The organism is Caulobacter rhizosphaerae (genome assembly GCF_010977555.1).
In the GTDB taxonomy this organism is placed as follows: Bacteria; Pseudomonadota; Alphaproteobacteria; order Caulobacterales; family Caulobacteraceae; genus Caulobacter; species Caulobacter rhizosphaerae.
Window position 1 is genome coordinate 3,590,817 of record NZ_CP048815.1, and the last position, 26,210, is coordinate 3,617,026.

The 26,210-nt window shown below is 67.4% G+C and carries 20 protein-coding genes; 4 read left to right on the plus strand and 16 right to left on the minus strand.

What is annotated here, in order from left to right:
- Nucleotides 1-88 precede the first annotated feature (88 nt).
- On the plus strand, nucleotides 89-877 hold the full coding sequence (locus G3M57_RS16450) for an EF-hand domain-containing protein (protein WP_163231764.1): 789 nt from the start codon (nucleotides 89-91) through the stop codon (nucleotides 875-877).
- Here the strand turns inward: G3M57_RS16450 and G3M57_RS16455 are convergent.
- A complete protein-coding gene (locus G3M57_RS16455; RefSeq protein ID WP_056753922.1) occupies nucleotides 874-1,548 on the minus strand; it encodes a DUF1345 domain-containing protein in 675 nt (224 codons plus the stop codon). The genes G3M57_RS16450 and G3M57_RS16455 overlap by 4 nt on opposite strands.
- A 114-nt stretch (nucleotides 1,549-1,662) precedes the next feature.
- On the opposite strand from G3M57_RS16455, the gene G3M57_RS16460 reads away from it, so the two are divergent.
- Together G3M57_RS16460 and G3M57_RS16465 are read left to right on the plus strand one after the other, a co-directional pair.
- Complete coding sequence (locus G3M57_RS16460) at nucleotides 1,663-1,830, plus strand: hypothetical protein (RefSeq protein ID WP_163231767.1); 168 nt, start codon at nucleotides 1,663-1,665, stop codon at nucleotides 1,828-1,830.
- A gap of 9 nt (nucleotides 1,831-1,839) precedes the next feature.
- Nucleotides 1,840-2,049: a KGG domain-containing protein gene (locus G3M57_RS16465; RefSeq protein WP_056753767.1), complete on the plus strand. Its 210-nt coding sequence runs from the start codon at nucleotides 1,840-1,842 to the stop codon at nucleotides 2,047-2,049.
- A gap of 60 nt (nucleotides 2,050-2,109) precedes the next feature.
- Here the strand turns inward: G3M57_RS16465 and egtB are convergent, their stop codons facing one another.
- The 12 genes from egtB to G3M57_RS16525 form a co-directional block, all read right to left on the minus strand.
- Nucleotides 2,110-4,281: an ergothioneine biosynthesis protein EgtB gene (gene egtB / locus G3M57_RS16470; protein ID WP_163231769.1), complete on the minus strand. Its 2,172-nt coding sequence runs from the start codon at nucleotides 4,279-4,281 to the stop codon at nucleotides 2,110-2,112.
- A 145-nt stretch (nucleotides 4,282-4,426) separates the two neighbouring features.
- Entirely contained in the window at nucleotides 4,427-4,885 is a 459-nt protein-coding gene (locus tag G3M57_RS16475; RefSeq protein ID WP_056753776.1) for a response regulator transcription factor, read from the minus strand.
- Between the two features lies 1 nt (nucleotide 4,886).
- On the minus strand, nucleotides 4,887-9,236 hold the full coding sequence (locus G3M57_RS16480) for a PAS domain S-box protein (RefSeq protein ID WP_163231771.1): 4,350 nt from the start codon (nucleotides 9,234-9,236) through the stop codon (nucleotides 4,887-4,889).
- A 145-nt stretch (nucleotides 9,237-9,381) separates the two neighbouring features.
- The gene (locus tag G3M57_RS16485; RefSeq protein ID WP_163231773.1) at nucleotides 9,382-10,086 is read right to left on the minus strand and encodes a glutathione S-transferase N-terminal domain-containing protein; all 705 of its coding nucleotides are present in this window, start codon (nucleotides 10,084-10,086) and stop codon (nucleotides 9,382-9,384) included.
- 104 nt (nucleotides 10,087-10,190) lie between these two features.
- Nucleotides 10,191-12,230 (minus strand): response regulator, encoded by a 2,040-nt coding sequence (locus G3M57_RS16490; protein ID WP_163231774.1) that lies wholly within the window; start codon nucleotides 12,228-12,230, stop codon nucleotides 10,191-10,193.
- Nucleotides 12,227-18,061 (minus strand): hybrid sensor histidine kinase/response regulator, encoded by a 5,835-nt coding sequence (locus G3M57_RS16495; protein ID WP_163231776.1) that lies wholly within the window; start codon nucleotides 18,059-18,061, stop codon nucleotides 12,227-12,229. Before G3M57_RS16495 ends, G3M57_RS16490 begins: the two co-directional genes overlap by 4 nt.
- 199 nt (nucleotides 18,062-18,260) lie before the next feature.
- On the minus strand, nucleotides 18,261-18,719 hold the full coding sequence (locus G3M57_RS16500) for a hypothetical protein (protein WP_163231778.1): 459 nt from the start codon (nucleotides 18,717-18,719) through the stop codon (nucleotides 18,261-18,263).
- A 2-nt stretch (nucleotides 18,720-18,721) separates the two neighbouring features.
- Complete coding sequence (locus G3M57_RS16505) at nucleotides 18,722-19,486, minus strand: ABC transporter ATP-binding protein (RefSeq protein ID WP_163231780.1); 765 nt, start codon at nucleotides 19,484-19,486, stop codon at nucleotides 18,722-18,724.
- Nucleotides 19,483-20,289, minus strand: coding sequence for an MlaE family ABC transporter permease (locus G3M57_RS16510; RefSeq protein ID WP_056753799.1), 807 nt, complete (start codon nucleotides 20,287-20,289; stop codon nucleotides 19,483-19,485). The genes G3M57_RS16505 and G3M57_RS16510 overlap by 4 nt, the downstream gene beginning before the upstream one ends.
- Before the next feature lies 1 nt (nucleotide 20,290).
- On the minus strand, nucleotides 20,291-20,800 hold the full coding sequence (gene mlaD / locus G3M57_RS16515) for an outer membrane lipid asymmetry maintenance protein MlaD (protein WP_163231782.1): 510 nt from the start codon (nucleotides 20,798-20,800) through the stop codon (nucleotides 20,291-20,293).
- Between the two features lie 63 nt (nucleotides 20,801-20,863).
- Complete coding sequence (locus tag G3M57_RS16520) at nucleotides 20,864-21,532, minus strand: MlaC/ttg2D family ABC transporter substrate-binding protein (RefSeq protein WP_163231784.1); 669 nt, start codon at nucleotides 21,530-21,532, stop codon at nucleotides 20,864-20,866.
- Nucleotides 21,529-22,380 (minus strand): MlaA family lipoprotein, encoded by an 852-nt coding sequence (locus G3M57_RS16525; protein WP_369800264.1) that lies wholly within the window; start codon nucleotides 22,378-22,380, stop codon nucleotides 21,529-21,531. The genes G3M57_RS16520 and G3M57_RS16525 overlap by 4 nt, the downstream gene beginning before the upstream one ends.
- Nucleotides 22,381-22,730: 350 nt before the next feature.
- Between G3M57_RS16525 and G3M57_RS16530 the strand changes: the two genes are divergently transcribed.
- Nucleotides 22,731-23,423, plus strand: a complete 693-nt coding sequence (locus tag G3M57_RS16530; protein ID WP_056753810.1) for a hypothetical protein — start codon at nucleotides 22,731-22,733, stop codon at nucleotides 23,421-23,423.
- Here G3M57_RS16530 and G3M57_RS16535 read toward each other — a convergent pair whose 3' ends face one another.
- Genes G3M57_RS16535 through G3M57_RS16545 form a run of 3 tightly spaced genes read right to left on the minus strand, consistent with a single transcriptional unit; the run spans nucleotide 23,424 to nucleotide 26,157 of the window.
- The gene (locus G3M57_RS16535; RefSeq protein ID WP_163231786.1) at nucleotides 23,424-24,041 is read right to left on the minus strand and encodes a hypothetical protein; all 618 of its coding nucleotides are present in this window, start codon (nucleotides 24,039-24,041) and stop codon (nucleotides 23,424-23,426) included.
- 9 nt (nucleotides 24,042-24,050) lie between these two features.
- Nucleotides 24,051-25,028: a hypothetical protein gene (locus G3M57_RS16540; protein ID WP_056753815.1), complete on the minus strand. Its 978-nt coding sequence runs from the start codon at nucleotides 25,026-25,028 to the stop codon at nucleotides 24,051-24,053.
- 52 nt (nucleotides 25,029-25,080) lie between these two features.
- Nucleotides 25,081-26,157, minus strand: a complete 1,077-nt coding sequence (locus G3M57_RS16545; protein WP_163231787.1) for a PASTA domain-containing protein — start codon at nucleotides 26,155-26,157, stop codon at nucleotides 25,081-25,083.
- Nucleotides 26,158-26,210: the final 53 nt, after the last annotated feature.

A 26,210-nucleotide genomic window follows, 5' to 3' on the forward strand; every position in this document is an offset into this window, starting at 1 on the left:
TACGCTATGGACAAGCAAGTCGCCGGTTTGTTGCGGGTCCGCAAAAGCTGCGCCATACGCACGACATGTCCGCGGGTTTGATCAAGGCATGCAAACCTTCAGCCGCCTCCGCGCCACCTGCATCCTGATGTTCGCCGCCCTGTGCCTGGGCGCCTGTGCTTCCGGCCCGCCGCAGGACGGCCCGCGCGGCGACTGGGGCAAGGCGCCGCGTCCGCGCGTGTCCGGCGAAGGCGAGCCGGGCGGACCGCCACACCAGCCGCGCCGCAGCCTGTTCATCAGCCCGGCGGGCGAGCCGTTCCGCGCCGAGCCCGGCGCGCCCTACCCCGTCGCCGTCTGGTTCGCCGGCGCCGACGCCGATCACGACGGCGCCCTGACCCGTGACGAGTTCGTCGCCGACTCCCTGCGGTTCTTCGACAGGATCGACGGCGACCATAACGGCGTCATCGACGGCTTCGAGGTCTCGACCTACGAGACCCAGGTCGCGCCCGAGATCCTGCAAGGTTTCCAGGGCGGCGGAGAGGGTCCGAGCGCACAGGGCCGGGGCGGCCCGCGTGGCGAGGGTGGCGGCCACCGCGGCGGGCGACATCGCGGTGGCGGTCCTCCCGGCGGCGGTGGTGGCGGCCCACGCGGCGGCGGCGGCCTGATGGGCGGCATGCTGCAGGGCGCGACGCCCTACAGCCTGCTGGCCGAGCCGGAGCCGGTCATGGCGTCCGACGGCGACTTCGACCGTCGCATCACCCGGGCCGAAGCGACCAAGGCCGCCAAGGCCCGCTTCGGCCTGCTCGACAAGGACGGCGACGGCAAGCTGCGCCTGGCCGAGCTGCCCCAGACCCCGCTGCAGGCCCGCCTGGAAGGCCCGCGCGCGGACCGCCGCTAGCTGCCCACCAGGCTGGCGATGATATTGATCCCCAACGCCAGGACCGCGGTGTTGTAGAAATAGGCGCAGACCGCCTGGGCGGTGACGAGGTTGCGCAGCTTGGTCGTCAGGACATTGTTGTCCGACACCTGGAACGTCGCCCCGATGCTGAAGGCCAGATAGACGAAGTCCAGATAGGTGCTGGCGGGCTCGCCCGGGAACAGAAAGCCGGGCTTGTCCGTTCCGTCGCCGAAGTGGCGATGGGCGTAGTGCAACGTGAACACAGAATGCAGAACCACCCAGGACAGCACCAGGGTGACGCCCGCACAGGCGGCGGTGACGGCCTTGATCTCCGGCCCGGCCGTTCGCGCGTTCAGCATCGCGACCACCACCGCCACGAGGCTGGACAGGATGGCCGCCAGCACCAGCAGCAGGATTCCCGACGGCTTTTCATCCTCCGCCGCCGCCCGGCGACGCACTTCGGCCTCGTCCGCCGTCAGGAAGAGGCGCCAGGTCGTGACAACGTAAACAAGGGCGCAGGCGTCCCAGCCGATCAGGATATGGCTGCTGACCGGCGCATTTAAATGACGGGCCGCCAGCCATCCCAGAAGCCCGGCCACGCCGGCGGCCACCAGCCGCCAATGTCGTGATATTGCTGCGCTTTCAGGTTTTTTCATGCGAGCTTTGGTCATGTCGTTCACCTTGCTCCAGCAGGGTTAACACCAAACTCTGCAATTTTGTCTCGCCTGTCGGGTGAACCGAACGCGACTTCACTGGTTACTTCACCGGAACTCGTGAAAGACGCCATGACCGACCCCGACGCCCCGCCGCCGATCGAGCCGACGCAACCCGACTACGACCCGGGCTCCGTGCCCGACGAGGAGCCGATGCGCCAGCCGCCGGTGCAACCGGGCGACGACAGGCCTTATGACCGCTCCGCCACGCCGTTCCCCCCCGTGACCAGTCCCGATTAGGAGCAACCTATGGACCTCGACACCGAACGGCCGCGCGGCCGCCGAGGCTTCGCCGCCATGGACCCCGAACGCCGCCGCGAGATTGCGCGTAAAGGGGGGGCCAGTGTTCCCAGTGAAAAGCGCAGCTTCGCCAAGGACCGCGACCTCGCGGCCAATGCGGGCCGCAAGGGCGGCTCCTCGTCGCGCGGCGGCGGGCGGATCCCGGGCCGCGACGCGTGACCTGACGCGCGCCGTCCCCCGGGGCGGCGCGCGTTTCGGCCATGACGAGGATCGCCCGCCTCAGCCGGCCAGGGCGAAGACGCCGAAGCTCGGGCTGTCGCTGACCCAGCGCGCCGCGACCTTCCAGCCTGCACGGCGGGCCAGTTCCACGAACATCTCCGGCGCGTACTTGTACGAATTCTCGGTGTGGATCGTCTCGCCGGCGTTGAAGCGGATTTCCCGCCCGGCCAGATGCGCCGTCTGGTCGACGCGGCTGACCAAGTGCATTTCCATGCGGCTTTCCTCGGCGTTCCAGACCGCGCGGTGATCGAAAGCGTCCAGGTCGAAGTCGCCGCCCAGTTCGCTGTTGATGCGCACCAGAACGTTCCTGTTGAACGCCGCCGTCACACCCTGAGCGTCGTCATAGGCCGGCACCAGCACGTCCGGACTCTTGGCGATGTCGACCCCGACCACGAACATCGCGCCATCGCCCAGCAGGCCATGCGCACCACGCAGGAAGTCCTCGGCCTCGGCTGGCGCGAAATTGCCGATCGTCGAGCCGGGGAAAAAGCCGGTCACGGGTCGTCCTCGCGCCGCCGCCGGCAACCGGACCGCGCGCGTGAAGTCGTCGACCAGGGGGGCGACGACCAGGCCGGGATAGTCTCGCCGTAGCGCCTCGCTGGCCTCATCCAGCGCCGATCGGCTGATGTCGATCGGGACATAGACCGCCAGCTGCGGCATGGCGTCGAGCAGGATCCGGGTCTTGGTGCTGGCTCCGCTGCCGAACTCGACGAGGGCCGCGCCCTCCATCACCCGGGCGGCGATCTCCGGCGCGATCCGTCGCAACAACGCCGTCTCGGTGCGGGTGGGATAATATTCGGGCAGATCGCAGATCGCCTCGAACAGGCGAGAGCCTTCCGCGTCGTAGAAGTACTTGGCCGGCAGGGTCTTGCGATCCGCGGTCAGGCCCGCCAGGGCGTCCTCGAGGAAGGTCGCGGCGGGCGTCGCCGTCTCGCGATCCAGCGCGCTCATGTCGTCGGCCAAGCGGACCCCCGTGAAAGCCCAGCGCTGGGCTGGGTGGAAGAAGTTGCGATAGGACGGTCGCGTGTGGCCGGGCGGCGTCTCGGCCGCCCCGCCCCGCAGGACCATTTGGTTGACCATGAACTTGCCGTTGTACTCGCCCAGCGCGCCCGCCCCCGGCTTGAAGCCCGGATAGGCGCCATAGGGGCTGGCGGTCCATTGCCAGGCCTCGTCGGACGTCTGGCGCAGCCCCTGCCCTTCCGGAGCCCTGACCGCGGCCTCCCACTCCGCCTCGGTCGGCAGCCGGCGGCCCGACCAGGCGGCGAAGGCCGCGGCCTCGTAATAGCTGACATGGCCCACCGGCGCGTGGGGATCGACGGGACGCCGGCCCGACAGGGTCATAACGGTCCAGGCGCCGTTCTCTTCCCGCCGCCAGTAGAGCGGCGCGTCCCAACCCTGCTCGTTGATGGCGGCCCAGCCGTCGGAAAGCCAGAGGTCCGGCCGGCGGTAGCCGCCGTCCTCGATGAAGGCCAGCCATTCGCCGTTGGTGACCAGGCGATCGGCCAGACGATAGGGCTCTAGATAGACCTTGTGACGCGGGCGCTCGTTGTCGAAGGCGAATCCGGGACCGTCGTCGCCGATCTCGATCAGGCCCCCCTCGAAAGCGAGGTAACGGAGGCCAGTCGCGGCCGAACGATCCGGCGGAGAGGTCTCGCGATAGGCCGGCTCCAGCGGCGACTGAGCGAACAGGTGAAGCAGGTCCATCAGGATCAGCTCCTGATGCTGCTCCTCGTGGGCCAGGCCGAGGTCCAGGCGCTCGATGACCTCGGCGGTCGGCGAGGTGGTCAGCAAGCGGACCATGGCCGCGTCGACGTGGGTCCGATAGGCGCCGACCTCTTCGGCCGACGGGCGGGTGATCAGGCCGCGCAAGGGCCGCGGCTGGCGAGGTCCGACCGCCTCGTAATAGGAGTTGAACAGATAGGCGAACGCCGGGTCGAACACCCGATAGCCTGGCAGGAAGGGCGTCAGCAGAAAGGTCTCGAAAAACCAGGCGGTATGGGCCCTGTGCCATTTGACGGGACTGGCGTCCGGCATCGACTGCGCGCCCTGGTCCTCGGGCGAGAGCGGCCTGGCCAGAGACTCGGTCCGTCGCCGGACCGCCAGATAGCGATCGGCGAGGGCGATGGCGCGGGCCTCTGAGGCCTCGCGCGAGGGGGTGTCGTCGGGACTCATGCGCTCTCCTGCCGCCCTGCGTCGGGAGCTTGCCGCCGCCCGATGAGCTCAACGAATAAGCAACTTGAGTGTTCCCCCCGCCAGGTTCAAGCGGCGTCGAGAATAAAAAGTGAACATGGCGCGGAGACTATCGCCGCCGTTACCTTCAGAGCAGGAACGGCTGAGGCCCATCGTCGATGGGGGGCGGGACAGGCGGCGGGGCTTCGGCCGGCGCCGGAGCCTTGGCGGGCCGGCTCGGCGCGCGGCGCAAGAGTCGGCCGACTCTCTGCAGCAGTTGGTCGTCCCGAAACGGCTTGGCCAGGAAGTCGCGCGCGCCCAAAGTGATGGCCTGCCTGACATCGTCGGGCTGGTTGCGGGCCGTCAGCACCATGGTCGGAACGTTCAGTCCCTCCTGACGCATCTTGCGCAGCAGGCCGAAGCCGTCGAGGCGCGGCATGTTGAGGTCCAACACCAGGGCCGATGGCCGCAGTTCGTGCAGGCGCTTGAGGCCTTCGAAGCCGTCGCGGGCGAAATAGGTGTCGTAGCCGGCGATATCGAGACGGGTGGTGATCAGGTCGAGGATGATCTGGTCGTCCTCGACGACCAGGACGCGCGTCCGCCCCACCTTACGCTTCCGCGCGGTCGAGAGGATCGCCGTCGTCGACGGCGCCGTCCCAGCGCGTGCAGCGATCCACGGCGTCGACAAGATCCGCCGCCCTGATCGGCTTGGAGACCAGGCCGTCGAACCCATGGTCGACGCCAAGCAGCCCCAGGTCCGAATCCGCGGTGAAGGCCAGAACCGGCACGTCCTGGTTGGGACCCGACCGATTCCGGATCTCGCCCAGGGCGTCGACGCCAGAAACGCCGGGCATGCGCAGGTCCATCAGGATGCAGTCGAACGGCGTGACGGCGGCGCTCTCGATCGCCGCACGGCCACCGCCGGCCTCGGCGACTTCGGCGCCCATCTGTTCCAGCACGGTGCGCGCCAGCTCGCGGTTGACGGGATTGTCGTCGACCACCAGCACTCGAACCCCATCCAGGTTGCGGCCGGCGGTTTCGGGGGCCACGGCGACCAGCTCGTCGTTCGAACCGACAGCGACCTTGGCCGCGATATGAAAGCTGAACACCGTGCCCTGGCCAGGAACGCTGCTCACCGCGATGCCGCCGTCCATGGCTTCGGTCAGGCCCTTGCAGATCGCCAGGCCCAGGCCGGTTCCACCATGCTTGCGCGTCGACGAGGCGTCGACCTGCGAGAAGCGCTGGAACAGCTTGGTCTGCTGCTCGGCGCTCATGCCCGCGCCCGTATCCTCGACCCGCATGCGCAGCCTCGCCGCCTCAGGATCGTAGCCGACGAACAGCCGCACCGCGCCCCGCTCGGTGAACTTGATCGCATTGCCCACCAGATTGAGCAGCACTTGCCGGACGCGATCCGGATCGATCATGACCCGTTCGGGCAGCTCGCCGTCGGCCTGGCACTCCAGCCACAATCTCTTGGCGTCGGCCTGGGGCGCGAACAGAGCCAGGGCGTCCTGGGCCACGGCCAGGGGCGAGACGGCGCGCGGCGCGATCTCGACCTGGCCGGCCTCGAGCTTGGAGAAGTCCAGCACGTCATTGACGATCGCCAGCAGCGCCTGACCCGCGCTCGACACCCGCTGGACGTAGCGCTGCGAAATCTCGTCCAGCTCGGGACGCTGGGCCAGCAGTCCCGAGAAGCCGATCACGGCCGTCAGGGGGGTGCGGATCTCGTGGCTCATATTGGCCATGAACTCGCCCTTCACCGCCGCCGCCGCCTCGGCTTCGGCGCGAGCGGCCGCCAGGGCCTCCTCCTGACTGACCTGGGCGGTCACGTCGCGGATCACGTCGAGGAACCCGACCGCGGCCTCGGTCGCCGGGTCGCGCAGCAGGGACGGGTTGGATTCCAGCCAGACGTCGCGCTTGCCCGACCTATGCGGCACACGCCAGCGCACCCGTTCGGGCCGCTTGCCCTTGGTCAGGTTGCGATAGACCCGCCTGACCCTCAGGCGATCCTCGGGATAGGCCAGCTCCAGCGCGCTGCGGCCCATGATCTCGTCCGGCGTGTAGCCCAGCAAGGCGCGGGACGACGCGGCGCAGAACGTGACCTTTCCGCCCAGGTCGGCGGTCAGGATCATGTCGGTGGTGTTTTCGGCCATCAGCCGATAGCGGGCCTCGCTGTCCTTCAGTGCGGTTTCGGCCGCCCGCCGGGCGGTCAGGTCCTCGATCTGCGAGATGAAATAGCGCGGCGAGCCGTCGGGATTGTCGACCCGAGAGACCGCCAGCTGGCTCCAGACGATCGAGCCATCCTTGCGGATATATCGCTTGTCCATCCGGTAGGTCGAGATCCGGCCATTGTAGAGATCGGCCAGCAGGCCAAGGTCGGCGTCCAGGTCGTCGGGATGGGTGATGGCCTGGAAGTTCAGGCCCAGAAGTTCCTCGTGGCTGTAGCCGACCATCCTGCAGAGCGTGGGATTGACCTTCAGGAACGCCCCGTCGAGTCCGACCAGGCACTTGCCGATCGGCGCGTGGGCAAAAGCGGTCTCGAACAGCTCCTGCTGTTCCTTGCGCTTGCTGATGTCCTGCATCAGCGCGGTCAATTCCCAGCCGGCCGCATCGCGCACCGCGCTGACCGCCAGTTCGATCGGGATCTCGACTCCGTCCTTGCGTCGGGCGGTGGTCTCGATGCGCTGGTCGATCTCGTCACCGAAGCCCCCGCCCAGGAACGCCGACACGCCGGCCTTACCCGAGGGCAGGATCATCGCCAGAGGAGCGCCGATCGTCTCGTCAGCCGTCCAGCCGAAGGTCAGCTCGGCGTGGCGATTCCAGCCGGTGATCCGGCCGGCCTCATCGGCGGTGACGATGGCTTGGTGCGCATTGGCGATCAGTTTGCGCGCCCGGTCCTCGCTGGCCCGCAGCGACTGTTCGAGATTGCGCACCTCGGTGACGTCCCAGTTGACGCCCACCATCCGCATCGGCGCGCCCGCGACGTCGCGCACCACCGTCGCCTGGGCGCGAACGTGCCGCACGGTCCCATCGGGGCGCACGATCCTGAACTCGGTGTCGTAACGCTTGTCGCCGGACAAGGTGGTCCGGGCCTGGGCCTGCTCCTCCGCGCGGTCGTCGGGGTGAACGCAGGCATAGAACCGATCGGCGGTCAGGGCTTCGCCGGGGACTAGGCCATAGAGAGCGTACATTCGGTCGTCCCAAGCCAGGGCGCCGGTCTGGACGTTCCATTCCCAGACGGCGATCTGGCCGGCCTGAGTGGCCAGGAGCACGCGCTCGGACATGGTCCGATAGCGTGCTTCGTCCTCCGCGCGCGAAGCCTCGGCCAGGACCTGGGCCGTGACGTCCATTACCGTGCCGAACAGCGCGACCACCTGGCCGGCCTCGTCGCGTTCGCAATTGCCGTGACCTTCGAGATAGCGCAGCTGCCCGTCCGGCAAGATGATCCGGGTGACGGCCAGCTTCCAATCGAGCCCGTCGTGCCGCGCCGCTTCCAGCCGCGCGCGCAGAGCCGATTGATCATCGGGGTGAACGGCGTCGACGAACTGCTCCAGTCGAAGGTCGAGGCCGGGGTCCAGGCCGTACAGAACAGCGACGTGCGGCGACCAGGTCGTTTCCCCCGTCCGCACGTCGACCCGCCAGTAGCCGATGCCCGCGACCTCCTCGGCCAGGGCGGTCATGCGGGCCATGCGCTCGGCGCGCTCCTGCAACTCCCGCCGCTCGGTGACGTCCCGAAAGACGTTGACGATCTCGGTCGCCCTCCCCTCGGCGTCGCGGACGAGCTGGGGATTGCCCTCGAACCAGACCCAGCGTCCGTCGCCGGTGCGATAACGATGCTGCCGATTGGCGGCCGGATCGGGCGTTTGGCCGGCATAGAGTTGGGCGCTATTGGCGACGAAACGCTCGCGATCGTCCGGATGAACCAGGCGATCGGCTCGGGTGCCGACCAAGTCCTCGGGCTCGTAGCCCATCGCCCGGCAGGCGGGTGACACGTAGAGCAGCGTCCCGTCGAGCCCGCAGCGGACGATGACGTCGGACGTGTTTTCGGCCAGCAGGCGATAGCGGGCCTCGCTGGCGCTCAGGTTCTCGAAACTGCGGACCTGATCGGTGACGTCCTGGAACAGGCCGATCAGGGCGACCACCTCGCCACGCTCGTCCAGTTCGCAACCGGCCTTTGATTGGACCACCCGGAGCTCGCCATCAGACCGGACCATCCGCGCCTGGAAGCTGATCGTTGTCTTCATCGCGATCGCCTGATCCATCAGGCTGGAAATTCCGTCGCGGTCGTCAGGGTGGAAGGACTCGAGCCCCGCTCGATAGGTCGGAACATGGGTTCGACGATCGGCGCCCCAGATCTCGTAGAGCAGGTCCGACCAGTAGACATGGCCCGTTACGACGTCGTAGCGCCAGTGCGCCACGCCTGACATGGTCTCGGCCAACTTCAACAGGCGGGCCTGTTCCCAGCGCACGCGGTCGAGCCGCGTCCGCTCCAGTTCGTCCAGGACGATGCGCGCCAGGGCGCGGAGGCGGTTCAGCTCGCGATCCGTCGGACGGGCGCGAGGCTGGGTGTCGATGACGCAGAGCGTGCCGAGATTGTGCCCCTCCGGCGAAGTCAGGACCGCGCCGGCGTAGAAGCGGATTCCCTGCTCGCCGATCACCAGCGGATTGGCGAAGAACCTGGGATCGAGGGTCGCGTCCTCGACGACCATCACCGCGTCGGGACCCAGCTCGATTGCATGGCTGCAGAACGCGTCTTCCCGCGCCGTCGAGCAGAGGTCCAGGCCCTGGCGCGACTTGAACCATTGCCGGGTCTCGTCGATCAACGACACCAGGGCGACAGGCGCATCGAACAGATCGGCGGCCAATTGGGTCACCCGATCGAACGCGGCGTCCGGCGAGGTGTCGAGGACGCCGTAGGCCCGCAACGCCCGAATTCGCCTCACTTCGCTGTCGTTCATCTGGACCTCCAAGCCGCCAGCATAGGCCGCAAGGTCCGCAAAACGGGTTAAGGCGGGCCGCGACAATCGCGCGCGGGTAGACCTGCGCCGCCCGAGCGGACCGACAAAGCGGGTCGGGACCCGGCGTGGGCGGCGGAGCGCGGCTTCAAGGGCGTTTGGGAATCTCCAGGCCACGCTGCACCGCCGGGCGGGCCAGGCCACGCCCCAGCCAGGCCGGCACGTGCTTGAGGCTGGCGTAGTCGACCAGATCGCCGGCGCCGTAAAAGCCGACCAGGTTCCGCACCCAGCCCAGGGTGGCGATGTCGGCGATCGTATAGTCTTCGCCCATGATCCAGTCGCGGTCCGCCAGTCGGCTCTCCAGCACGCCCAGCAAGCGCTTGGATTCAGCGACATAGCGATCGCGCGGGCGCTTGTCCTCGTACTCGCGGCCGGCGAACTTGTGGAAGAACCCCACCTGGCCGAACATCGGCCCGACCGCGGCCATCTGGAAGAACACCCAGGCCAGGGTCTCGTAGCGTCGGGCCGGATCCTTGGGCAGGAACTTGCCGGTCTTCTCGGCCAGGTAGACCAGGATCGCGCCGGACTCGAACAGGCCGAACGGCTTCCCGTCCGGACCGTCGGGATCGATGATCGCGGGGATCTTGCCGTTGGGGTTCAGCGACAGGAACTCCGGCGTCCAGGTCTCGTTCTGGCCGATGTCGATCATGTGCGGCTCGTAAGCCAGGCCGATCTCCTCGAGCATGATCGACACCTTGACCCCGTTGGGGGTCGGCAAGCTGTACAACTGCAGCCGGTCGGGGTGCTGGGCGGGCCAGCGCTGGGTGATCGGGAAGGCTGAAAGATCGGTCATGGACGGCTCCGAAAGTAGGAGGCCGCCCCCGCCGGCGCGGCCCAGCTTGTCAGATGGCGCCGGTCGCGCGGCGACAAGGCGCGCTTCGACAGAAATCGTCTCTCCTAGCCCTGCCTTAGCTTGGGCTCTTCCGTGGCGAGGGCGTCGGCGTCCAGCACGGCGCGGATCTTGGCCGCCAGGGCCGGGCCCAGATAGGGCTTGTCGATCATCGGAAACTCGTTGGCCCAGGACGCAGCCTCGTCCCCCACATAGCCGGAGGTCAGCAAGACCTTGAGCCCAGGCCGTTCCTGCAGCGCCAGGTGGGCCAGCTGGACGCCGTTGACGCCGCCAGGCATGACCACGTCGGAGAACAGCAGTTCGAAGGTCTTGCGCCCCTTCAGGCGCTTCAGGGCGGCCGCGGCCGTATCCGCCGTGGTGACTTGGTAGCCCAGGCCTTCCAGCGTCTCGACCGCCATGGCCAGCACCGCCGGGTCGTCCTCGACCACCAGCACCCGCTCGGAGCCGCCCACGGCCTCCCCAGGCTCCCCGCCGAGGCCGCGCGGACCGGGCGCCGACAGGCTCCGGGGCAGAGAGATTTCAAAAATCGCGCCCTGGCCCGGCGAGCTTCTTACCGAAACCTCGCCGCCCGACTGCCGCACGAAACCGTAGACCTGCGACAGACCCAACCCCGAGCCCTTGCCGATCTCCTTGGTCGTGAAGAAGGGCTCGAAGATGCGCGAGGCGACATCGGCGTCCATGCCCTGGCCCGTGTCGCGGACGGTCACCAGGATCCTGGGGGCGTCCCCGTCGACGGTTCTGGTGGCGATGGACAACACGCCGCCGCCCTCCATGGCGTCGCGGGCGTTAACCGCCAGATTTAGCAGGGCGCTCTCGAACTGGGCTGGGTCGAGGTGAGCTGGAAGCGGTTCGGTGGCCAGATTCAGGTCGATGCTCACCGCCTCGCCGACCGCCTGCCGCAGCAGCGGCGCGAAGTCGGCGATCAACCCGTTGAGATCGACGGTCAGAGGATTCAGGCGCTGGCGGCGCGAGAAGGCCAGCAGCTGACGGGTCAGGGCCCCGCCCTTCTCGGCCGCCAGCCGCACCGCCTCGATCTGACGGGCGAGTTCGTGCTGCTCGCCGGTTCGCCGCTTGATCAGCTCGATATTGCCTAGCACCACGGTCAGCAGGTTGTTGAAGTCGTGGGCGACGCCGCCGGTCAGCTGGCCGACCGCCTCCATCTTGCGGGCATGGCTCAGTTGCTCCTCCAGCCCTCGGCGTTCGGTGTTGTCGAGCAAAGTGCCGAACACCACTGCACGCCCGCTCTCCTCGTCCTGGGCCAGAACGCCCTGGTCGATCAGCGAACGGTACGAGCCGTCGGCGCACCGCCAACGGTATTCGCAGGCATAGGCGCCGGACTTGCGAGCCTCGGCCTGGGCCCGGGCCACGATATCGACGTCGTCGGGATGGACCCGGCTGATGCCGAAGTCGGCGGTGGCCAGGAAGTCCTCCGCCGAAAAGCCGGTCAGTTCCATGACATTGCCGCCGACGAACAGCGGCTCGTAGGGCGCGTCGGCGGTGCGCGAGTGGAAGACCACCGGCAGCGCCCGAAGGATCGCCTCCTGGCGCTCCTGGGTGCGGCGAAGGGCCCGTTCCGCCGCCAGCTTCTCGGCATGGATGCGGGCGTTTTCCTCGATCAACAGGCGCCGGCTCTCCGACTGTTGCTCGAGTTCAAGCGTCTTGATGTGCAGGTCCACCAGCACTTGCACCTTGGAGCGCAGGATGAACGGGTCCACCGGCTTGAACACCACGTCGACAGCCCCGGCGGAATAGGCCTTGAAGATGTGGGCCTCGTCCCGGAACACCGCCGTCAGGAAGACGATGGGCACGTCGCGGTTGCGGCGGCGCTGACGGATCAGCTCGGCCGTCTCGTAGCCGTCCATGCCGGGCATGTGCAGGTCCAGCAGGATCACCGCGAAGTCGTCGGTCAGCAGATGACGCAAGGCCTCCTCGCCCGAACGGGCGACCACCAGCTCCTGGCCTAAGGTTTCCAAGGCCTGTATGGCCGCGAAAGCATTGCGCTCATCGTCGTCGACAATGAGAATCCGGGTCCTGAGCCGGTCTTCGGGCGGCGTGACCGCCTGATGCTTGACCGCGGGTACGCTCATTGCGCTGCGGCGCTATGGATGGTGACGACATTGTCGCCGGCCAGGCGCTGGGCGTCCGTGCGCTGGACCGAGACGCGCAGCACCGAGATCAGCTGGTCAATGTCGACCGGCTTGGACACATAGTCCGAGGCGCCCGCCTGGATGCACTTCTGGCGGTCGCCCTTCATCGCCTTGGCGGTGACGGCGATCACCGGCAGGTCGGAGAAGCGTGGCCGGGCCCGGATCTCGCGCATGGTCTCGTAGCCGTCCATGTCGGGCATCATGATGTCGACCAGCACCATATCCACCTCGGGCAGGCTGTCGAGCAGCTCCAGCCCTTCACGGCCGCTTTCGGCGTAGCGCAGCTCGATGCCGTACTCCTCCAGCGCGCTGGCCAGCGAGAAGATGTTGCGGATGTCGTCGTCGATCACCACCGCGGTCAGGCCGGTCAGGACGGCGTCGGCGTGGCGACTGTGGGCGATCATCGCCTTGGCCGGCGTCGACAGGCGATCCAGCGGCGCGTGCAGCGACATGGTGACGTGGTCGATCAGTTGCTCGGGCGTACGGGCCAGGCGCGCAAGTCCGGAGAACACCGCAAGCCGCAGCCGGCGATCCTCCTCGGGATCCAGCTCCTCGGGGGCGTAGAGCACCGCCACGCCCGAAGTCGCGCCGCGCTGCTTGAGGGTGTCGATGAACGGCCCGACCGGGCCCGCCCCCACATCGATCACCAGGCAATCCCCCTCGTCGGTGAAGGCCTCGTCGGGCAACTCCGACAGCGTGGCCACCACCTTCACCGCGCCGATGGCGTGACGCAGCGTGTCGGCCGCCTGACCTGCTCCGCCGACCAGGATCGGGGCGCGACCGGTCTCGGCGACCAGCTTCTTGACCTTCTCCAGCGTCGAGGCGACCGCCTCGCGTTCCACCGGCTTGCTGGTGAAACCGAAGGCGCCCATCGATAGGCCCAGCCCACCGTGGTCGTCGGCTGAGATCACCTGGACCGGTATATGCCGGGTGTCCGGCGTGCGCTTGAGCAGGTCCAGCAGGGCCAGGCCGTCCATGTCGGGCAGGCCGATGTCCAGCATGATCGCGTCGGGGCTGAACCGGCGAGCCAGCGACGGCACGGCTGAGCCCTCCCCGGTGACGACGCCCTTGAAACCGCTGTCGCGCACCAGAGACAGCAGGATCGAGGCGAAGCGGGTGTCGTCCTCGACGATCAGCACCACGGCGTCGCCGGGCTCGATCTGCTCGCGGTCGTCGACGACGGTCTCGGCCGGTTCGACCGATCCGGCCTCGGTCGTCGAGAGGCGGAAGGTCTGGACCGGCGAGGTGGCGGGACGAAGCGGCTGGGTCATCTGCGGTTGGGCGGCCGGACTGAAGTTCAGCGGCAGATAGAGGGTGAAGGTGCTGCCCTGCCCCGGCGTCGAGACGACCCGCAGCTCGCCGCCCAGCAGGCGGGTGATCTCACGGCTGATCGACAGGCCCAGACCCGTGCCGCCGTACTTGCGGCTAGTGGTGCCGTCGGCCTGTTGGAAGGCCTCGAAAATGATCCGCTGCTTGTCCTCGGGAATGCCGATGCCCGTGTCCTCGACCGAGAAGGCCAGCACCTGGCCGGCCTTGTTCAGGTGATCGTTGCCGCTGGCCCAGCCGTCTTCCGCCCGCGCGATGGTCAGGCGCACCGAACCCGTCTGGGTGAACTTGAAGGCGTTGGACAGCAGGTTCTTGATCACCTGCTGCAGGCGCTTGTCGTCGGTGTACATCGAGCGGGGCAGCGCCGGATCGATGTTGATGAAGAAGTCCAGCTTCTTGTCCTGGGCCAGCTGGGAGAAGGTGCGGTCGGTCTGGTCGCGCAGCGACGCGAACGACATCTCGCCGATGTCGAGTGTGACCGTGCCGCTCTCGATCTTCGACAGGTCCAGGATGTCGTTGATCAGCCCCAGCAGGTCTGCGCCGGCGCTGTGGATGTTGCGGGCGAACTCCACCTGTTTAGCGCTCAGGTTCCCTTGCGCGTTCTCGCTGAGCATCTTGGACAGGATCAGCAGGCTGTTGAGCGGCGTCCGCAGCTCGTGGCTCATATTGGCCAGGAACTCGGACTTGTACTTGGAGGTCAAGGCCAGCTGCTCGGCCTTTTCCTCCAGCGCCGCCTTGGCCTGCTCGACCTCGGTGTTCTTGGCCTCCACCTGCTTGTTCTGGGCCGACAGCAGGACCGCCTTGTCCTCCAGCTCGGCGTTGGTCTGCTGCAGTTCGTCCTGCTTGGACCGCAGCAGCTCCTCGGATTGCCGCAGCGACGCGGCCTGCTGCTCGAGGCGGTCGTTGGTCTTCTTCAGTTCTTCCTGCTGGGCCTGGAGTTCGGCGGTCAACAGCTGCGACTGCTCGAGCAGGCCTTCGGTCCGCATGTTGGCGGCGATGGTCGACAGCACGATGCCGATGGATTCCATCAGCTGGTCGAGGAAGGCCTGCTGGGTCTCGTTGAAGGTCCCGAAGGTGGCCAGCTCGATCACCGCCTTCAGCTCGCCTTCGAACAGGGCGGGCAGGACGATGATGTTCTGCGGCGCGGCCTCGCCCAGGCCCGAGCTGATCTTGATGTACTCGGACGGAACATTGGTCAGCAGGATCCGCTGGCGCTCGGCCGCGCACTGGCCGATCAGGCCTTCGCGCTGGCGCAGCCGCGCCGGCGGCCGGTCGCCCGGATTGGCGGCGTAGCTGGCGGCGAGGTTCAGCACCGGTTCGCCGTTCACGTCGTGGTCGGAAACGTAGAACACCCCGTGCTGGGCGTTGATCAGCGGCGCCAGTTCCGACAGCACCAGGTTCGACACGGTCGACAGGTCGCGCTCGCCCTGCAACATGCGGCTGAACCGGGCCAGGTTGGTCTTCAGCCAGTCCTGCTCGGTGTTCTTCAACGTCTGATCCTTCAGGTTGCGGATCATCTCGTTGATGTTGTCCTTCAGGGCCGCGACTTCCCCCGACGCTTCGACGGTGATCGACCGCGTCAGGTCGCCCTTGGTCACGGCGGTGGACACCTCGGCGATGGCGCGGACCTGGGTGGTCAGGTTGGCGGCCAGTTCGTTGACGTTGTCGGTCAGGTCGCGCCAGAGGCCCGCGGCGCCAGGCACCCGGGCCTGGCCGCCCAGCTTGCCTTCCGAACCCACTTCGCGGGCCACGTTGGTCACCTGGTCGGCGAAAGTGGCCAGGGTCTCGATCATGCCGTTGATGGTGTCGGCCAGCGAAGCGATCTCGCCCTTGGCGTCCAGGGTCAGCTTGCGCTTGAGGTTGCCCTGGGCCACGGCGGTGACGACATCGGCGATGTTCCGCACCTGACCGGTCAGGTTGGCGGCCATCATGTTGACGTTGTCGGTCAGGTCCTTCCAGGTGCCGGCCACGCCGGGCACCTGGGCCTGGCCGCCCAGCTTGCCCTCGGTGCCCACTTCCCGCGCCACCCGCGTCACTTCCGAGGCGAAACCGTTCAGTTGGTCCACCATGACGTTGATGGTCGACTTCAGTTCCAGGATCTCGCCCTTCACGTCGACGGTGATCTTCTTGGAGAGGTCGCCCTTGGCGACGGCGGTGGTCACGTCGGCGATGTTTCGGACCTGGCCGGTCAGGTTGGCGGCCATGAAGTTGACGTTGTCGGTGAGGTCCTTCCAGGTGCCGGCGACGCCCTTCACCTGGGCCTGGCCGCCCAGCTTGCCCTCGGTGCCCACTTCCCGCGCCACCCGCGTCACTTCCGAGCTGAACGAGTTCAGCTGATCGACCATGACGTTGATGGTGTTCTTCAGCTCCAGGATCTCGCCGCGCACGTCCACGGTGATCTTCTTACTGAGATCGCCCATGGCCACCGCGGTGGTGACCTCGGCGATGTTGCGGACCTGACCGGTCAGGTTGGCGGCCATCAGGTTGACGTTGTCGGTCAGGTCCTTCCAGGTCCCGGCCACGCCCTTCACCTGGGCCTGGCCGCCCAGCTTGCCCTCGGTGCCGACTTCCCGCGCCACCCGGGTCACTTCCGAGGCGAAACCGTTCAGTTGGTCCACCATGACGTTGATGGTGTTCTTCAGCTCCAGGATCTCGCCGCGCACGTCCACGGTGATCTTCTTGGAAAGGTCGCCGTTAGCGACGGCGGTGGTGACCTCGGCGATGTTGCGGACCTGGCCGGTCAGGTTGCCGGCCATGAAGTTGACGTTGTCGGTCAGATCCTTCCAGGTGCCCGCCACGCCCTTCACCTGGGCCTGGCCGCCCAGCTTGCCTTCGGTGCCCACTTCCCGCGCCACCCGGGTCACTTCGGACGAGAACGAGTTCAGCTGGTCCACCATGGTGTTGATGGTGTTCTTCAGCTCCAGGATTTCGCCGCGCACGTCGACGGTGATCTTCTTGGAGAGATCGCCCATGGCGACGGCGGTGGTCACCTCGGCGATGTTGCGGACCTGGCCGGTCAGGTTGCCCGCCATCAGGTTGACGTTGTCGGTCAGCTCCTTCCAGGTGCCGCCGACGCCGGTGACGTTCGCCTGGCCGCCCAGCTTGCCTTCCGTGCCGACTTCCCGCGCCACCCGGGTCACTTCCGAGGCGAAGGCGTTCAGCTGGTCCACCATGACGTTGATGGTGTTCTTCAGCTCCAGCACCTCGCCCTTCACGTCGACGGTGATCTTCTTGCTGAGATCGCCCATGGCGACGGCGGTGGTCACCTCGGCGATGTTACGGACCTGGCCGGTCAGGTTGCCGGCCATCAGGTTGACGTTGTCGGTCAGGTCCTTCCAGGTGCCGGCCACGCCTTCCACCCGAGCCTGGCCGCCCAGCTTGCCCTCGGTGCCGACTTCCCGCGCCACCCGCGTGACTTCCGAGGCGAAGCTGTTGAGCTGGTCCACCATGGTGTTGATGGTGTTCTTCAGCTCCAGCACCTCGCCCTTCACGTCGACGGTGATCTTGCGCGAGAGGTCGCCGCGGGCCACGGCGGTGGTGACCTCGGCGATGTTGCGGACCTGGCCGGTCAGATTGCCGGCCATCAGGTTGACGTTGTCGGTCAGCTCCTTCCAGGTGCCGGCGACGCCCTTCACGTTGGCTTGGCCGCCCAGCTTGCCTTCCGTGCCGACTTCCCGCGCCACCCGCGTGACTTCCGAGGCGAAGCTGTTGAGCTGGTCCACCATGGTGTTGATGGTGTTCTTCAGCTCCAGCACCTCGCCCTTCACATCGACGGTGATCTTGCGCGAGAGGTCGCCGTTCGCGACGGCCGTGGTGACTTCGGCGATGTTACGGACCTGACCGGTCAGGTTGGCGGCCATCAGGTTGACGTTGTCGGTCAGGTCCTTCCAGGTTCCGGCCACGCCCTTCACCTGAGCCTGGCCGCCCAGCTTGCCCTCGGTGCCGACTTCCCGCGCCACCCGGGTCACTTCCGAGGCGAACGACCCCAGCTGGCCCACCATGGTGTTGACCACCTTGCCGATGCGCAGGAACTCGCCGCGCAGCGGGCGCTCCTCGTTCTCCAGGTCCATGGTCTGGGAAAGGTCGCCCTTGGCGGTGGCTCCGATCACCCGGGCCATTTCGGCGGTCGGGTGAACCATGTCTGTGATCAGGTTGTTGACGGCGTCGACGCTGGCGGCCCACGAGCCGGTGGCCCCCGGCAGGCGAGCGCGATGGTTGATCTTGCCCTGTTTGCCGACGACGTCGCCGAGACGCTCGAACTCTTTCGACATTTGATCGTTAAGATTGACGGCATCGTTGAACGCCTCGGCCAGTTCACCATCCAGGCCGGATAGGTCCGTCGGCAAGCGCACCGAGAAGTCCCCGCGCCGGAAGGCTCGCAAGGCGGCCAGAAGCTGGTGGTTGTCGAGCCCGCGCTGCTGCGCCTTGGACTGTGCCGCCGGCATAGAAATACTCCACGTCGAAATCGTTCGATCTACGTGGGCGGCGCTGTTGGGAAAGCCGGTCCCGGCGTTTGGAAGCGCTTTCCCGCTTCGACGACCCGCACCGAAATCCCCATGCCCTCCCCGAAACGGTCCAACGCAGGGAAAATTCTTTGGTTCCGCTTACACGGTGAAGCTCTTCACCGAACGCGGTCTACGGTCGCTATCGCGCCATTTTCGCGCGGGCTGACGCCTCGACCTGCTCGACGCCGCGCAGAGCGTCGCCCGAGGCCTCCAGTTGGCCCTTGAAGGCGTGCAGGTCCCGGGTGTCGATGCGGCGGACTTTCTTGTCGCGCGCCCATTCCAGCCCGATCATCTGTCCCAGCCGGCAGGCCTTGGGCAACAGAGCGGCCTGCTCGGCCGGACCGCCGCGAACCAGCAGCTTGCCGACGATGCTGTTCCAGTTCGGCGAGCCGGGAATGCAGAGCGGCAGGTGATCGCAATCGCCGGTCCAGAACCGCCTGTACCAGCGCTGGTGCAGCGACGTGTCGAACCGCAGCGAGCTTGGGTCGAGTTGAGCCCGACAGTCGGCGCGGACGTAATCCTGTGCCTGGACCGTCCCGGCCAGACCGCAACCCAGCGCCAGCGCCAGAAGCGCCGTTCTCGCCCTTTCCGCCTTCATGCCTAGACCGTGCTGGCCATCGGACCGTCCGCCCGCCCATCGACGAACTGGCGCACATAGGGATTGTCGGTGCGGTCAAGCTCTGCGGGGGCTCCGCGCCAGACGATCTTGCCAGCGTGCAGCATGGCGATCTCGTCGCCGATCGTCCGGGCCGACGCCAGGTCGTGGGTGATCGACACGGCGGTGCAGCCCAGCCCCTTTACCTGGTCGACGATCAGTTCGTTAATCGCCGCCGAGGTGATCGGGTCCAGTCCGGTGGTCGGTTCGTCGAAGAAGATGATCTCCGGATTGGCCACCACCGCGCGGGCCAGACCGACCCGCTTCTGCATGCCGCCCGACAACTCGGACGGATAGGAATCGGCGACATGGACGCCCAGGTGGACGCGACCGAGGGCCTCGACCGCCCGCGCCTTGGCCTCCTTCCGCGGCACGCCGTCGGCGTTGATCAGGCGGAAGGCGACGTTCTCCCAGACGCTGAGGCTATCGAACAGCGCTGCGCCCTGGAACAGCACGCCGATGCGTTCGAACAGCTTGCGACGCGACGCGCCGCTGACGCCGACCAGGTCCTCGCCGTCGACCAGCACCTGGCCGGCGTCGGGGCGCACAAGACCCATGGCCACCTTGATGGTCACCGACTTGCCCTGGCCGGACCCGCCGATAATGACCAGCGACCGTCCCGCCGCGACGCTGAGATCCAGCCCGTCCAGGACCGGTCCGTCGAAGCGCTTGCTGACGCCCTTCCACTCGAGTTTCGGGATGTCGGTCATGCGTGCGTGAACAGCGTTGTGAGGAAATAGTCGGACGCGAAGATCAGGATCGCCGAGGACACCACCGCGTGCGTCGTCGCCCGGCCCACGCCGCGCGCCCCGCCCTTGGCGTTGTAGCCATGGTAGCAGCCCATCAGCGCGACGATGAAGCCGAACACCCCCGCCTTGATCAGCCCGGAGCCGACGTCCCACCCCTGGATGAAGTTCATGGTGTTGCGGACATAGATCGTCGAATTGAAGTCCAGGATCCGCACCGCCACCAGCCAGCCGCCGGCCACGCCGATGATGTCGGCCACCAGGGTTAGCAGCGGCAGCACCAGGGTCGCGGCCAGCAGGCGCGGCGCGACCAGGTAGCGGAACGGGTCGGTCGACAGCGTGCGCATGGCGTCGATCTGCTCGGTGGCGCGCATGGCGCCGATCTCGGCGGCGATGGCGGCCGAGACCCGCCCCGCCAGCATCAGGGCCGCCAGCACCGGGCCCAGCTCCCGGGTGATGCCCAGGGCGACGATCTGCGGCATCACCTGCTCGGCGTTGAACCGCCCGCCGCCGGTATAGATGTTCAACCCCAGGGCCGCGCCGGTGAAGATCGCCGTCAGCCCGACGACCGGCAGCGAGAAGAAGCCGATGGCGACCAGCTGGCGAAGCAGCTGGATGGGAAACCACGGGGGGCTGAACACCGAGATCACGCCGCGCAGGGCGAACATCCCGACCCCGCCGACCATGCGCAAGGCGCCCAGAGTGGAACGACCGATGGCGCGCACCGGCTTGAATATCGCGGGCGGCGCCGCGTCGGCCGCGGCCATCTCAGTAGCTGTCCGGAGCCGTGGCGGCCGGGTTCGCCGCAGGCGCGGCGCCGGCCGCCGGCGCGGCGTCGCCTTGCGGCCGCATCACCGAGCCGATCAGGCCGAACAGGTCGACCGCGCCCTGGGTGTTGTCGATCTCGCCGCCCGGCTTGATGTCGTCGGCCGCGCCGCCCGGCGCGATCGCCACGTGGACGCCGCCCAACAGGCTGTCGCTGGTGATCTTGGCGGTGGAGTCGGAAGGCAGTTTGACGTCCGGGTCGAGGCTGAGCTTGGTGACCGCCAGGTAGGTCTTGGGATCCAGCCTGATGTCCGAAACAGTGCCCACCTTCACGCCCGCGACGCTGACCGCCGCGCCCGGCGCCAGGGAGCCGACCTGCCCGAACTTGGCCGTCACCTCATAGCCGCCGGGCTGGCCGCCGACGCCGCCAACGGTCAGCGAATAGACCAGGAAACCCGCCGCCAGGACGAGAACGAGGAACCCCATCAGGGTCTCGGCCCATTGTTCGCGCAAGCCCTTTATCCTTTCGAAGCCCTGCGAGGCGCGCCGCCCGAACGGCCGCCTCGTCCTTTTGTGTTACCGCGAGGCGGGACGCTGGGCGTCTCGCTGCAATTGGCTGATCAACACGTCGATATTGCCGCCGGCGTTATCGATGGTCGAAACGAAGTCCTGTTGCTGGGTGATCGCCAGCCACACGCCCTTGAACTGGACGTCGACAACCTTCCACGAGGTCCCGCCGCCCAGCACCCGCCACGCCACCGGCAGCGGCTGACCAATCTGGCCGCCCGAAATCGTGGTGTTGACGATGACGTCGCCCGGCTTGCGAACCGTCGATCCCGTCACCTTCAGAACTTCGCCGTGATAATCGCTGATCCGATTCTGGTACACGCTTTCGGCGTAGACGCGGAACGCGGCCGCGAACCGCTGGCGTTGGTCGGGCGTAACGGTGCGGGCGTACTTGCCGAGCACGAAATTGGTGATCTTCGGCACGTCGGCCAACTGATCGATCGCCTGGTGGAAGGTCGCCTTCTTCTGGGCGATGCTCTGGTTCTTGTCGGCCAGGACTGTGATCACCCGCTGGGCGCGGCTCTGCACGAACTGCTCGGCCTGGGGATCACGCGCCGCCTGGGCCAAGGCGGGACGGGCTTGGCTCAAAGCGCCCAGGCCAATCAGGGCGACCAGGGCCAGCTGTGCGAAACGGCGGGTGGGACGAGCGTCAATCATGGTCGTTTCCGGTGAAGTCATTGCGTTGTGCTCGGAGCGGTCGTCGCCTCGGGCGGCGCGGACGCAGGCTCGGCGGCGGGGTCGGCCGGGTAGTCGTTGTCGAAGTCCGGCAAGGTCTGCACCTCCCCGGTGGCTTCCCGGATGAAGGCCTCGCGGTACTGACCATAGGCCGACCGGGCGGTCACATAGGGATCGGTGGCGTCGTCCAGCGCACGGAAGGCGGTGTCGGCCCGTGCGCGGGTGTCGACCGTCTGCACGCCCAGGCGGGTGGCGCCGAAGGTGGTCGTGTAGCCGCCGCCGACGATGCCGACCGGGTCGGTAAAGAAGTCCAGCACCCGGCCGACGCCGTCGCGGAAGTTCGACGGACCGATCACCGGCACGTAGAGATAGGGGCCGGGCCGGACGCCATAGCGGCCGAAGGTCTGGCCGAAATCGGCGTCATGGGCTTTCAGCCCCATGCCCGTGGCCACGTCCCAGATGCCCAGGACGCCGATCGTGGAATTGATCAGGAACCGCGCCGAAGAACGGCCGGCCCGCTTGGGCTTGCCCTGCAGGATGTCGTTCACCGTCGTGCTGGGCTCGCCCAGATTGTAGACCACGGCGCTGACGCGGCGGCGCAGCGGGCTGGGCGTCACGGCCATGTAGCCGTGGGCGACGGGGCGAAGTACGGCATGGTCCAGGGCCATGCTGAGGCCGTAGCTGCCGCGATTGAAGCCTTGCAGCGGATCATAGGCCGTATCGACCGAATCGCTGCTTGCGGCCGGCGCGGCCACCAACGGCGGCTCGCCGCCGGCGTTCTGGGCGTGAGCGCTCGCCGCGCTCACCGCCAGACCGCCGGCGGCGATCAGCGCCAGGGTCCGCGTACGCACGCGCGGTGTCTTCGTCAAAGTTCTGTTTGGCGCGCCGTTCATTCCAGCCTCCTGCCGGGTCCCGGCGTCAGGCATGTAGGCGCCTGCAAAAGCTAAGCAAGGTCTGACACACCTATTGGATGTCATCCGCGTACGGAAGCGCCCTCTCCGTTCAAGGCTAGGCGTTTTCCGTCAAGCCCAGGGGACTGGGGCTTTGGAAGTCGGTTGGCGTCAAGCGAGCGCGGCTTCACCGCTCAGAAAAAACAACAACCCAGGCGCTCATGAGCGCACAACCTTTCGGGCAAAATCAACACTTCTTGTCGCCCAGGTAGAGATCGGGCAAGGTTGCGCATCAACGCGGGGTGCCTCCCATGGACCGTTTGCGCGCACCGTTCTTCTGGCTGGCCGGCTTTGTCCTGCTGGTGGCCCTGCTCGTGGAGTGCGCCTCGGCCTTCGTTCTGGACGCCGTTCATCAGGCCGGCCTCGAGGCTTCGACGCCAGGGCTGGGCATTCGCTACCTGCCGGTGCTGGACGGCCTGCTGCTCTATACCGTCCTGCTGATGGGCCTGGGCATCTTGCTGTCGCGCAGCGTGATCGGGCGGGTGCAGGGGATCGTCACCCTGGTGATCGCCTTCTTCGGCCTGCTGGGCGCGATCGTGATGGCCCTGGCGGCGCTGGGCCTGTTGATCCTGATGATCACCCTGCTGGTGGCCGTGCCGTTCGGCACCATCGCCTATTTCGTCGCCTTCGCCGATTTTCCGACCGGGGCGGCGACGGCCACTCTGGGTCTGATCCTGATCCTGAAGATCGCCTTCTGCATCCTGCTGATCCTGGCCCACGAGCGGTTCCTGCAGAACAAGGGCATCGTCATCCTCAGCGCGGTCTCGGTCGGCGCCACCCTGCTGTTGGCGTTCCTGATCGACTTTCCTCCGGGATTCCTGGCCAGCATCACCGACGCCATCGGCGCGCTGATCATCGCCATCGTCGGCGCGATCTGGCTGCTGATCTTGCTGATCGGATCGCTGCTGGCGATGATCTCGGCGGTCCGCACCGTCAGGGTGTGATCACCGGATCGACACCGTGGCGGCGCTTTCCCCCATCGGCGTCACCTGGATCACCCCGCCCCGTCCATAGATGACGGCCGAGACGTCGTCGTCATTCCTCTTACAGCTGAACTTGTCGTCGCCGATCGCCCGGGCTTTTCGCCAGGACTCCGTGCAGGCCTCGACCTGGTCGTCCTCCAGCACGGTGTTCTCATGGCATAGGCACACGACCTGATCGCAGGTCTCCCCCTTCCCCGCGGGCGCGCACAGGTAGGTCGCGACCGCGCCGCGCCCCTCGACCAGGCGAAGACGGGCGACGCGCATTTTCTTGTCGGACGCGGCGATCGGCAGTTCGCCGGGCTTGTCGCCGGCCAGACCCGAGCCGGGCTGACCCGAAATCTCGACGGTCTTCTTCAGCAGCTTCGGCGCGAACGGCCGTGACAGCTTGCCCAGGAGCTCGGCCATAGGGGGCGGCCCCCAGGTTTCGAGCGCGTCCTCGTCGATCTCGCCGTTGCTCGTCGTCGGCGGTCCGTGCGCCGCCGGGGGCGCGGGCGGCGTGGTCGCACGATAGACGGCGACGCCGATCGCCACGACGAAGCCGATCACGACCAGGACCAGGATGATGATGGCGGCCTTCATCGACGCGGCTCAGCCATAGCCGGCCACTAGGATCGCCACGAAGGCCGCGCCGAGACCCACCACCCCGACCGCCGAAAGGACGATGGCCAGGGGCCAGGGCCAGCAGACCCAGCCGGTCACTGTTCCACCGCCGCTCATGAACACCTGTCCCGTCCGATCCGAGGGGTTGGCGATGCCGTAGGCCATCACCTCCCAAGGATTGTCGAAATAGGTCCACCAGGTGATGGCGTCGCCGATCCGGCGACCGGAATCGATCAGGCCGGCGATCAGAGCGGGGATGATGGTCAGCGCCATCCAGCCCACATACGAGAACCAGAAGAACGGTCCCAGCACCCGGTTCTGCCAGATGTGGATCGTTTCGTGCTTGAATAGGTCGGAGGTCGGCGTCCAAGTGTCGGTGTTGCTCATCACCGCGCCCTGGGTGAAGGCGAAGCCCGAGCGAACGGCGAAGCCTTTCACATAGCGGTGGGCGTCGTGGCGGTTCTCGGTCGGGCCGTCGCCATGGTCGCCCCAGGCGAAATTGATCAGGTGCATCAGCACGCCGTTGGTGTTGCCGCCCAACCCCCAGGTGACGTCGAGCAGGAACGCCGGAACGCCCAGCCCCGCCCACTTGTGGGTGGCCCAGAGGCCGTCAAACAGACCCACCAGCCCCCCGACGACCAGAGCGATCCACAGCAGGGCCTCGACGCCGATCACGGGATGGCCGAACCCCAGCGAGACGAGGTTCACCACGCCCGGCCAGATGAAGAACAGCAGGCTGGTCACCGTCACGGCCGCGTCGGAGTCGCCCCCGACGCTCAGCATGATGCTGATGAAGGTTCGCGCCAGGAAGGCCCCGAACGTCGCGGTCAGGAAGGTCTCAAGCGCTCGCCAGAGCGACGCGGCGCCGTCGCCCTTCGCCAGCCGGACGATCAGGGCCAGCACCGCCCCCAGGACGCCGAAAGCCAGCGACCCGAGGATGGCCTCCAGAGAGAAAATCCGCTCCATATCTCAGTCTCCTTGCAGCCCGCCAAGCCGGCAGGCCTGTTCGAGGTGGAGTTCAACGCGAAGGCAGTGTGATCTTCGGACGGGTGGTAGGGCGCGGAATGGCGATCTTCGGCCGGCAGGCCCGATAGCGCGACGATCCTGCCGCGTTCTCCTGGGCCACAACCGTGCGCCGCTCGACGGTCACGCAGACGTGGTCGTTGGCGAAGCCATCGCGCCAGACATAGCCTTGGAGGCAGGTGTCCGGACCGTAAGGGCCGCCGTTCGGATTGCGACGCGCGCCGGCCTGACCGTTTTCAAGGCTGGCCAGGTAACGCGACTCGGGGGTGACGCAGACTCGGTCGTCGGGACTAGCGGCGCGCCAAACGAAGCCCTCTATGCAGGCGCCGACCGCCGGGTCGCAATTGGCCTCGGCCGGCTGCTCGATCGGCGGCTCGTCCTTGGGCTCGTCCGGCGCGACCACCGGCATGGGCACAGCGACCGTCAGCAGGACCGCCTCGGTCTTCTTGGCCTTGGCCTCCGCGGCCGGCGTCTGGTCGAGCACGACCTCGGGCGGTTTCTCGCCCGTCGCCTTGTCGGTCCGCTTGACCGTCTTGTAGCCTGCCTTTTCCAGCGCCTTGACCGCCTCGGCATAGGGTTGGCCGACGACGTTCGGGACCTTGGCTCCGCCGCTCATCGCCACGATGGCGATGATCGCGCCGATCACCAGCACCAGCACGCCGCCGACCACCGCCAGGATCCACCAGGGGAACGGCTTCTTGATCGGCCGCGCAGCCGTCTCGGCGGCAGGGACGGTGACCGTCGCCGCCGCGCTGTCGGTGCTGTCGTTGTCGGGGTCGTTGACATTGATCGCCCGCAACTTGATTCGGTGCTGACCCGGCGGAGTCGCGACGGGGATCTTGCCGACCACGGTCACGGTCTGGTTCTCGCCAGCCGCGACGGTGCGTTCCGTTTCCCCCTGGACCTGGTACCACTCGGCCTTGCCGTCGCCCTGGACCTGAATGCTGAAGCGCGCGGTCAGCCCCTCCCCCGTCTTGTTGGTCACGCCGAAGACGGCGGTGCCCTTGTGAAAGGCGCCCTCCTTCTTCAGGGCGATGGCCGTTGGCCCGTCCGGGATCTCAAAACTCGGCATATATCGTGATCCTTGTGTTCGCCAGGCGTCGCGAGCCCCGCGCTCGCGACGCG

Bases quoted from the DNA above. Each gene is read 5' to 3' on its own strand.
- G3M57_RS16455 (WP_056753922.1), bottom strand. From the start codon at position 1,548: ATGACCAAAGCTCGCATGAAAAAACCTGAAAGCGCAGCAATATCACGA.
- egtB (WP_163231769.1), bottom strand. From the start codon at position 4,281: ATGAGTCCCGACGACACCCCCTCGCGCGAGGCCTCAGAGGCCCGCGCC.
- G3M57_RS16480 (WP_163231771.1), bottom strand. From the start codon at position 9,236: ATGAACGACAGCGAAGTGAGGCGAATTCGGGCGTTGCGGGCCTACGGC.
- G3M57_RS16530 (WP_056753810.1), top strand. From the start codon at position 22,731: ATGGACCGTTTGCGCGCACCGTTCTTCTGGCTGGCCGGCTTTGTCCTG.
- G3M57_RS16510 (WP_056753799.1), bottom strand. From the start codon at position 20,289: ATGGCCGCGGCCGACGCGGCGCCGCCCGCGATATTCAAGCCGGTGCGC.
- G3M57_RS16460 (WP_163231767.1), top strand. From the start codon at position 1,663: ATGACCGACCCCGACGCCCCGCCGCCGATCGAGCCGACGCAACCCGAC.
- G3M57_RS16545 (WP_163231787.1), bottom strand. From the start codon at position 26,157: ATGCCGAGTTTTGAGATCCCGGACGGGCCAACGGCCATCGCCCTGAAG.
- G3M57_RS16465 (WP_056753767.1), top strand. From the start codon at position 1,840: ATGGACCTCGACACCGAACGGCCGCGCGGCCGCCGAGGCTTCGCCGCC.
- G3M57_RS16490 (WP_163231774.1), bottom strand. From the start codon at position 12,230: ATGAGCGTACCCGCGGTCAAGCATCAGGCGGTCACGCCGCCCGAAGAC.
- G3M57_RS16450 (WP_163231764.1), top strand. From the start codon at position 89: ATGCAAACCTTCAGCCGCCTCCGCGCCACCTGCATCCTGATGTTCGCC.
- G3M57_RS16520 (WP_163231784.1), bottom strand. From the start codon at position 21,532: ATGACTTCACCGGAAACGACCATGATTGACGCTCGTCCCACCCGCCGT.
- G3M57_RS16500 (WP_163231778.1), bottom strand. From the start codon at position 18,719: ATGAAGGCGGAAAGGGCGAGAACGGCGCTTCTGGCGCTGGCGCTGGGT.
- G3M57_RS16495 (WP_163231776.1), bottom strand. From the start codon at position 18,061: ATGCCGGCGGCACAGTCCAAGGCGCAGCAGCGCGGGCTCGACAACCAC.
- G3M57_RS16535 (WP_163231786.1), bottom strand. From the start codon at position 24,041: ATGAAGGCCGCCATCATCATCCTGGTCCTGGTCGTGATCGGCTTCGTC.
- G3M57_RS16485 (WP_163231773.1), bottom strand. From the start codon at position 10,086: ATGACCGATCTTTCAGCCTTCCCGATCACCCAGCGCTGGCCCGCCCAG.
- G3M57_RS16505 (WP_163231780.1), bottom strand. From the start codon at position 19,486: ATGACCGACATCCCGAAACTCGAGTGGAAGGGCGTCAGCAAGCGCTTC.
- G3M57_RS16540 (WP_056753815.1), bottom strand. From the start codon at position 25,028: ATGGAGCGGATTTTCTCTCTGGAGGCCATCCTCGGGTCGCTGGCTTTC.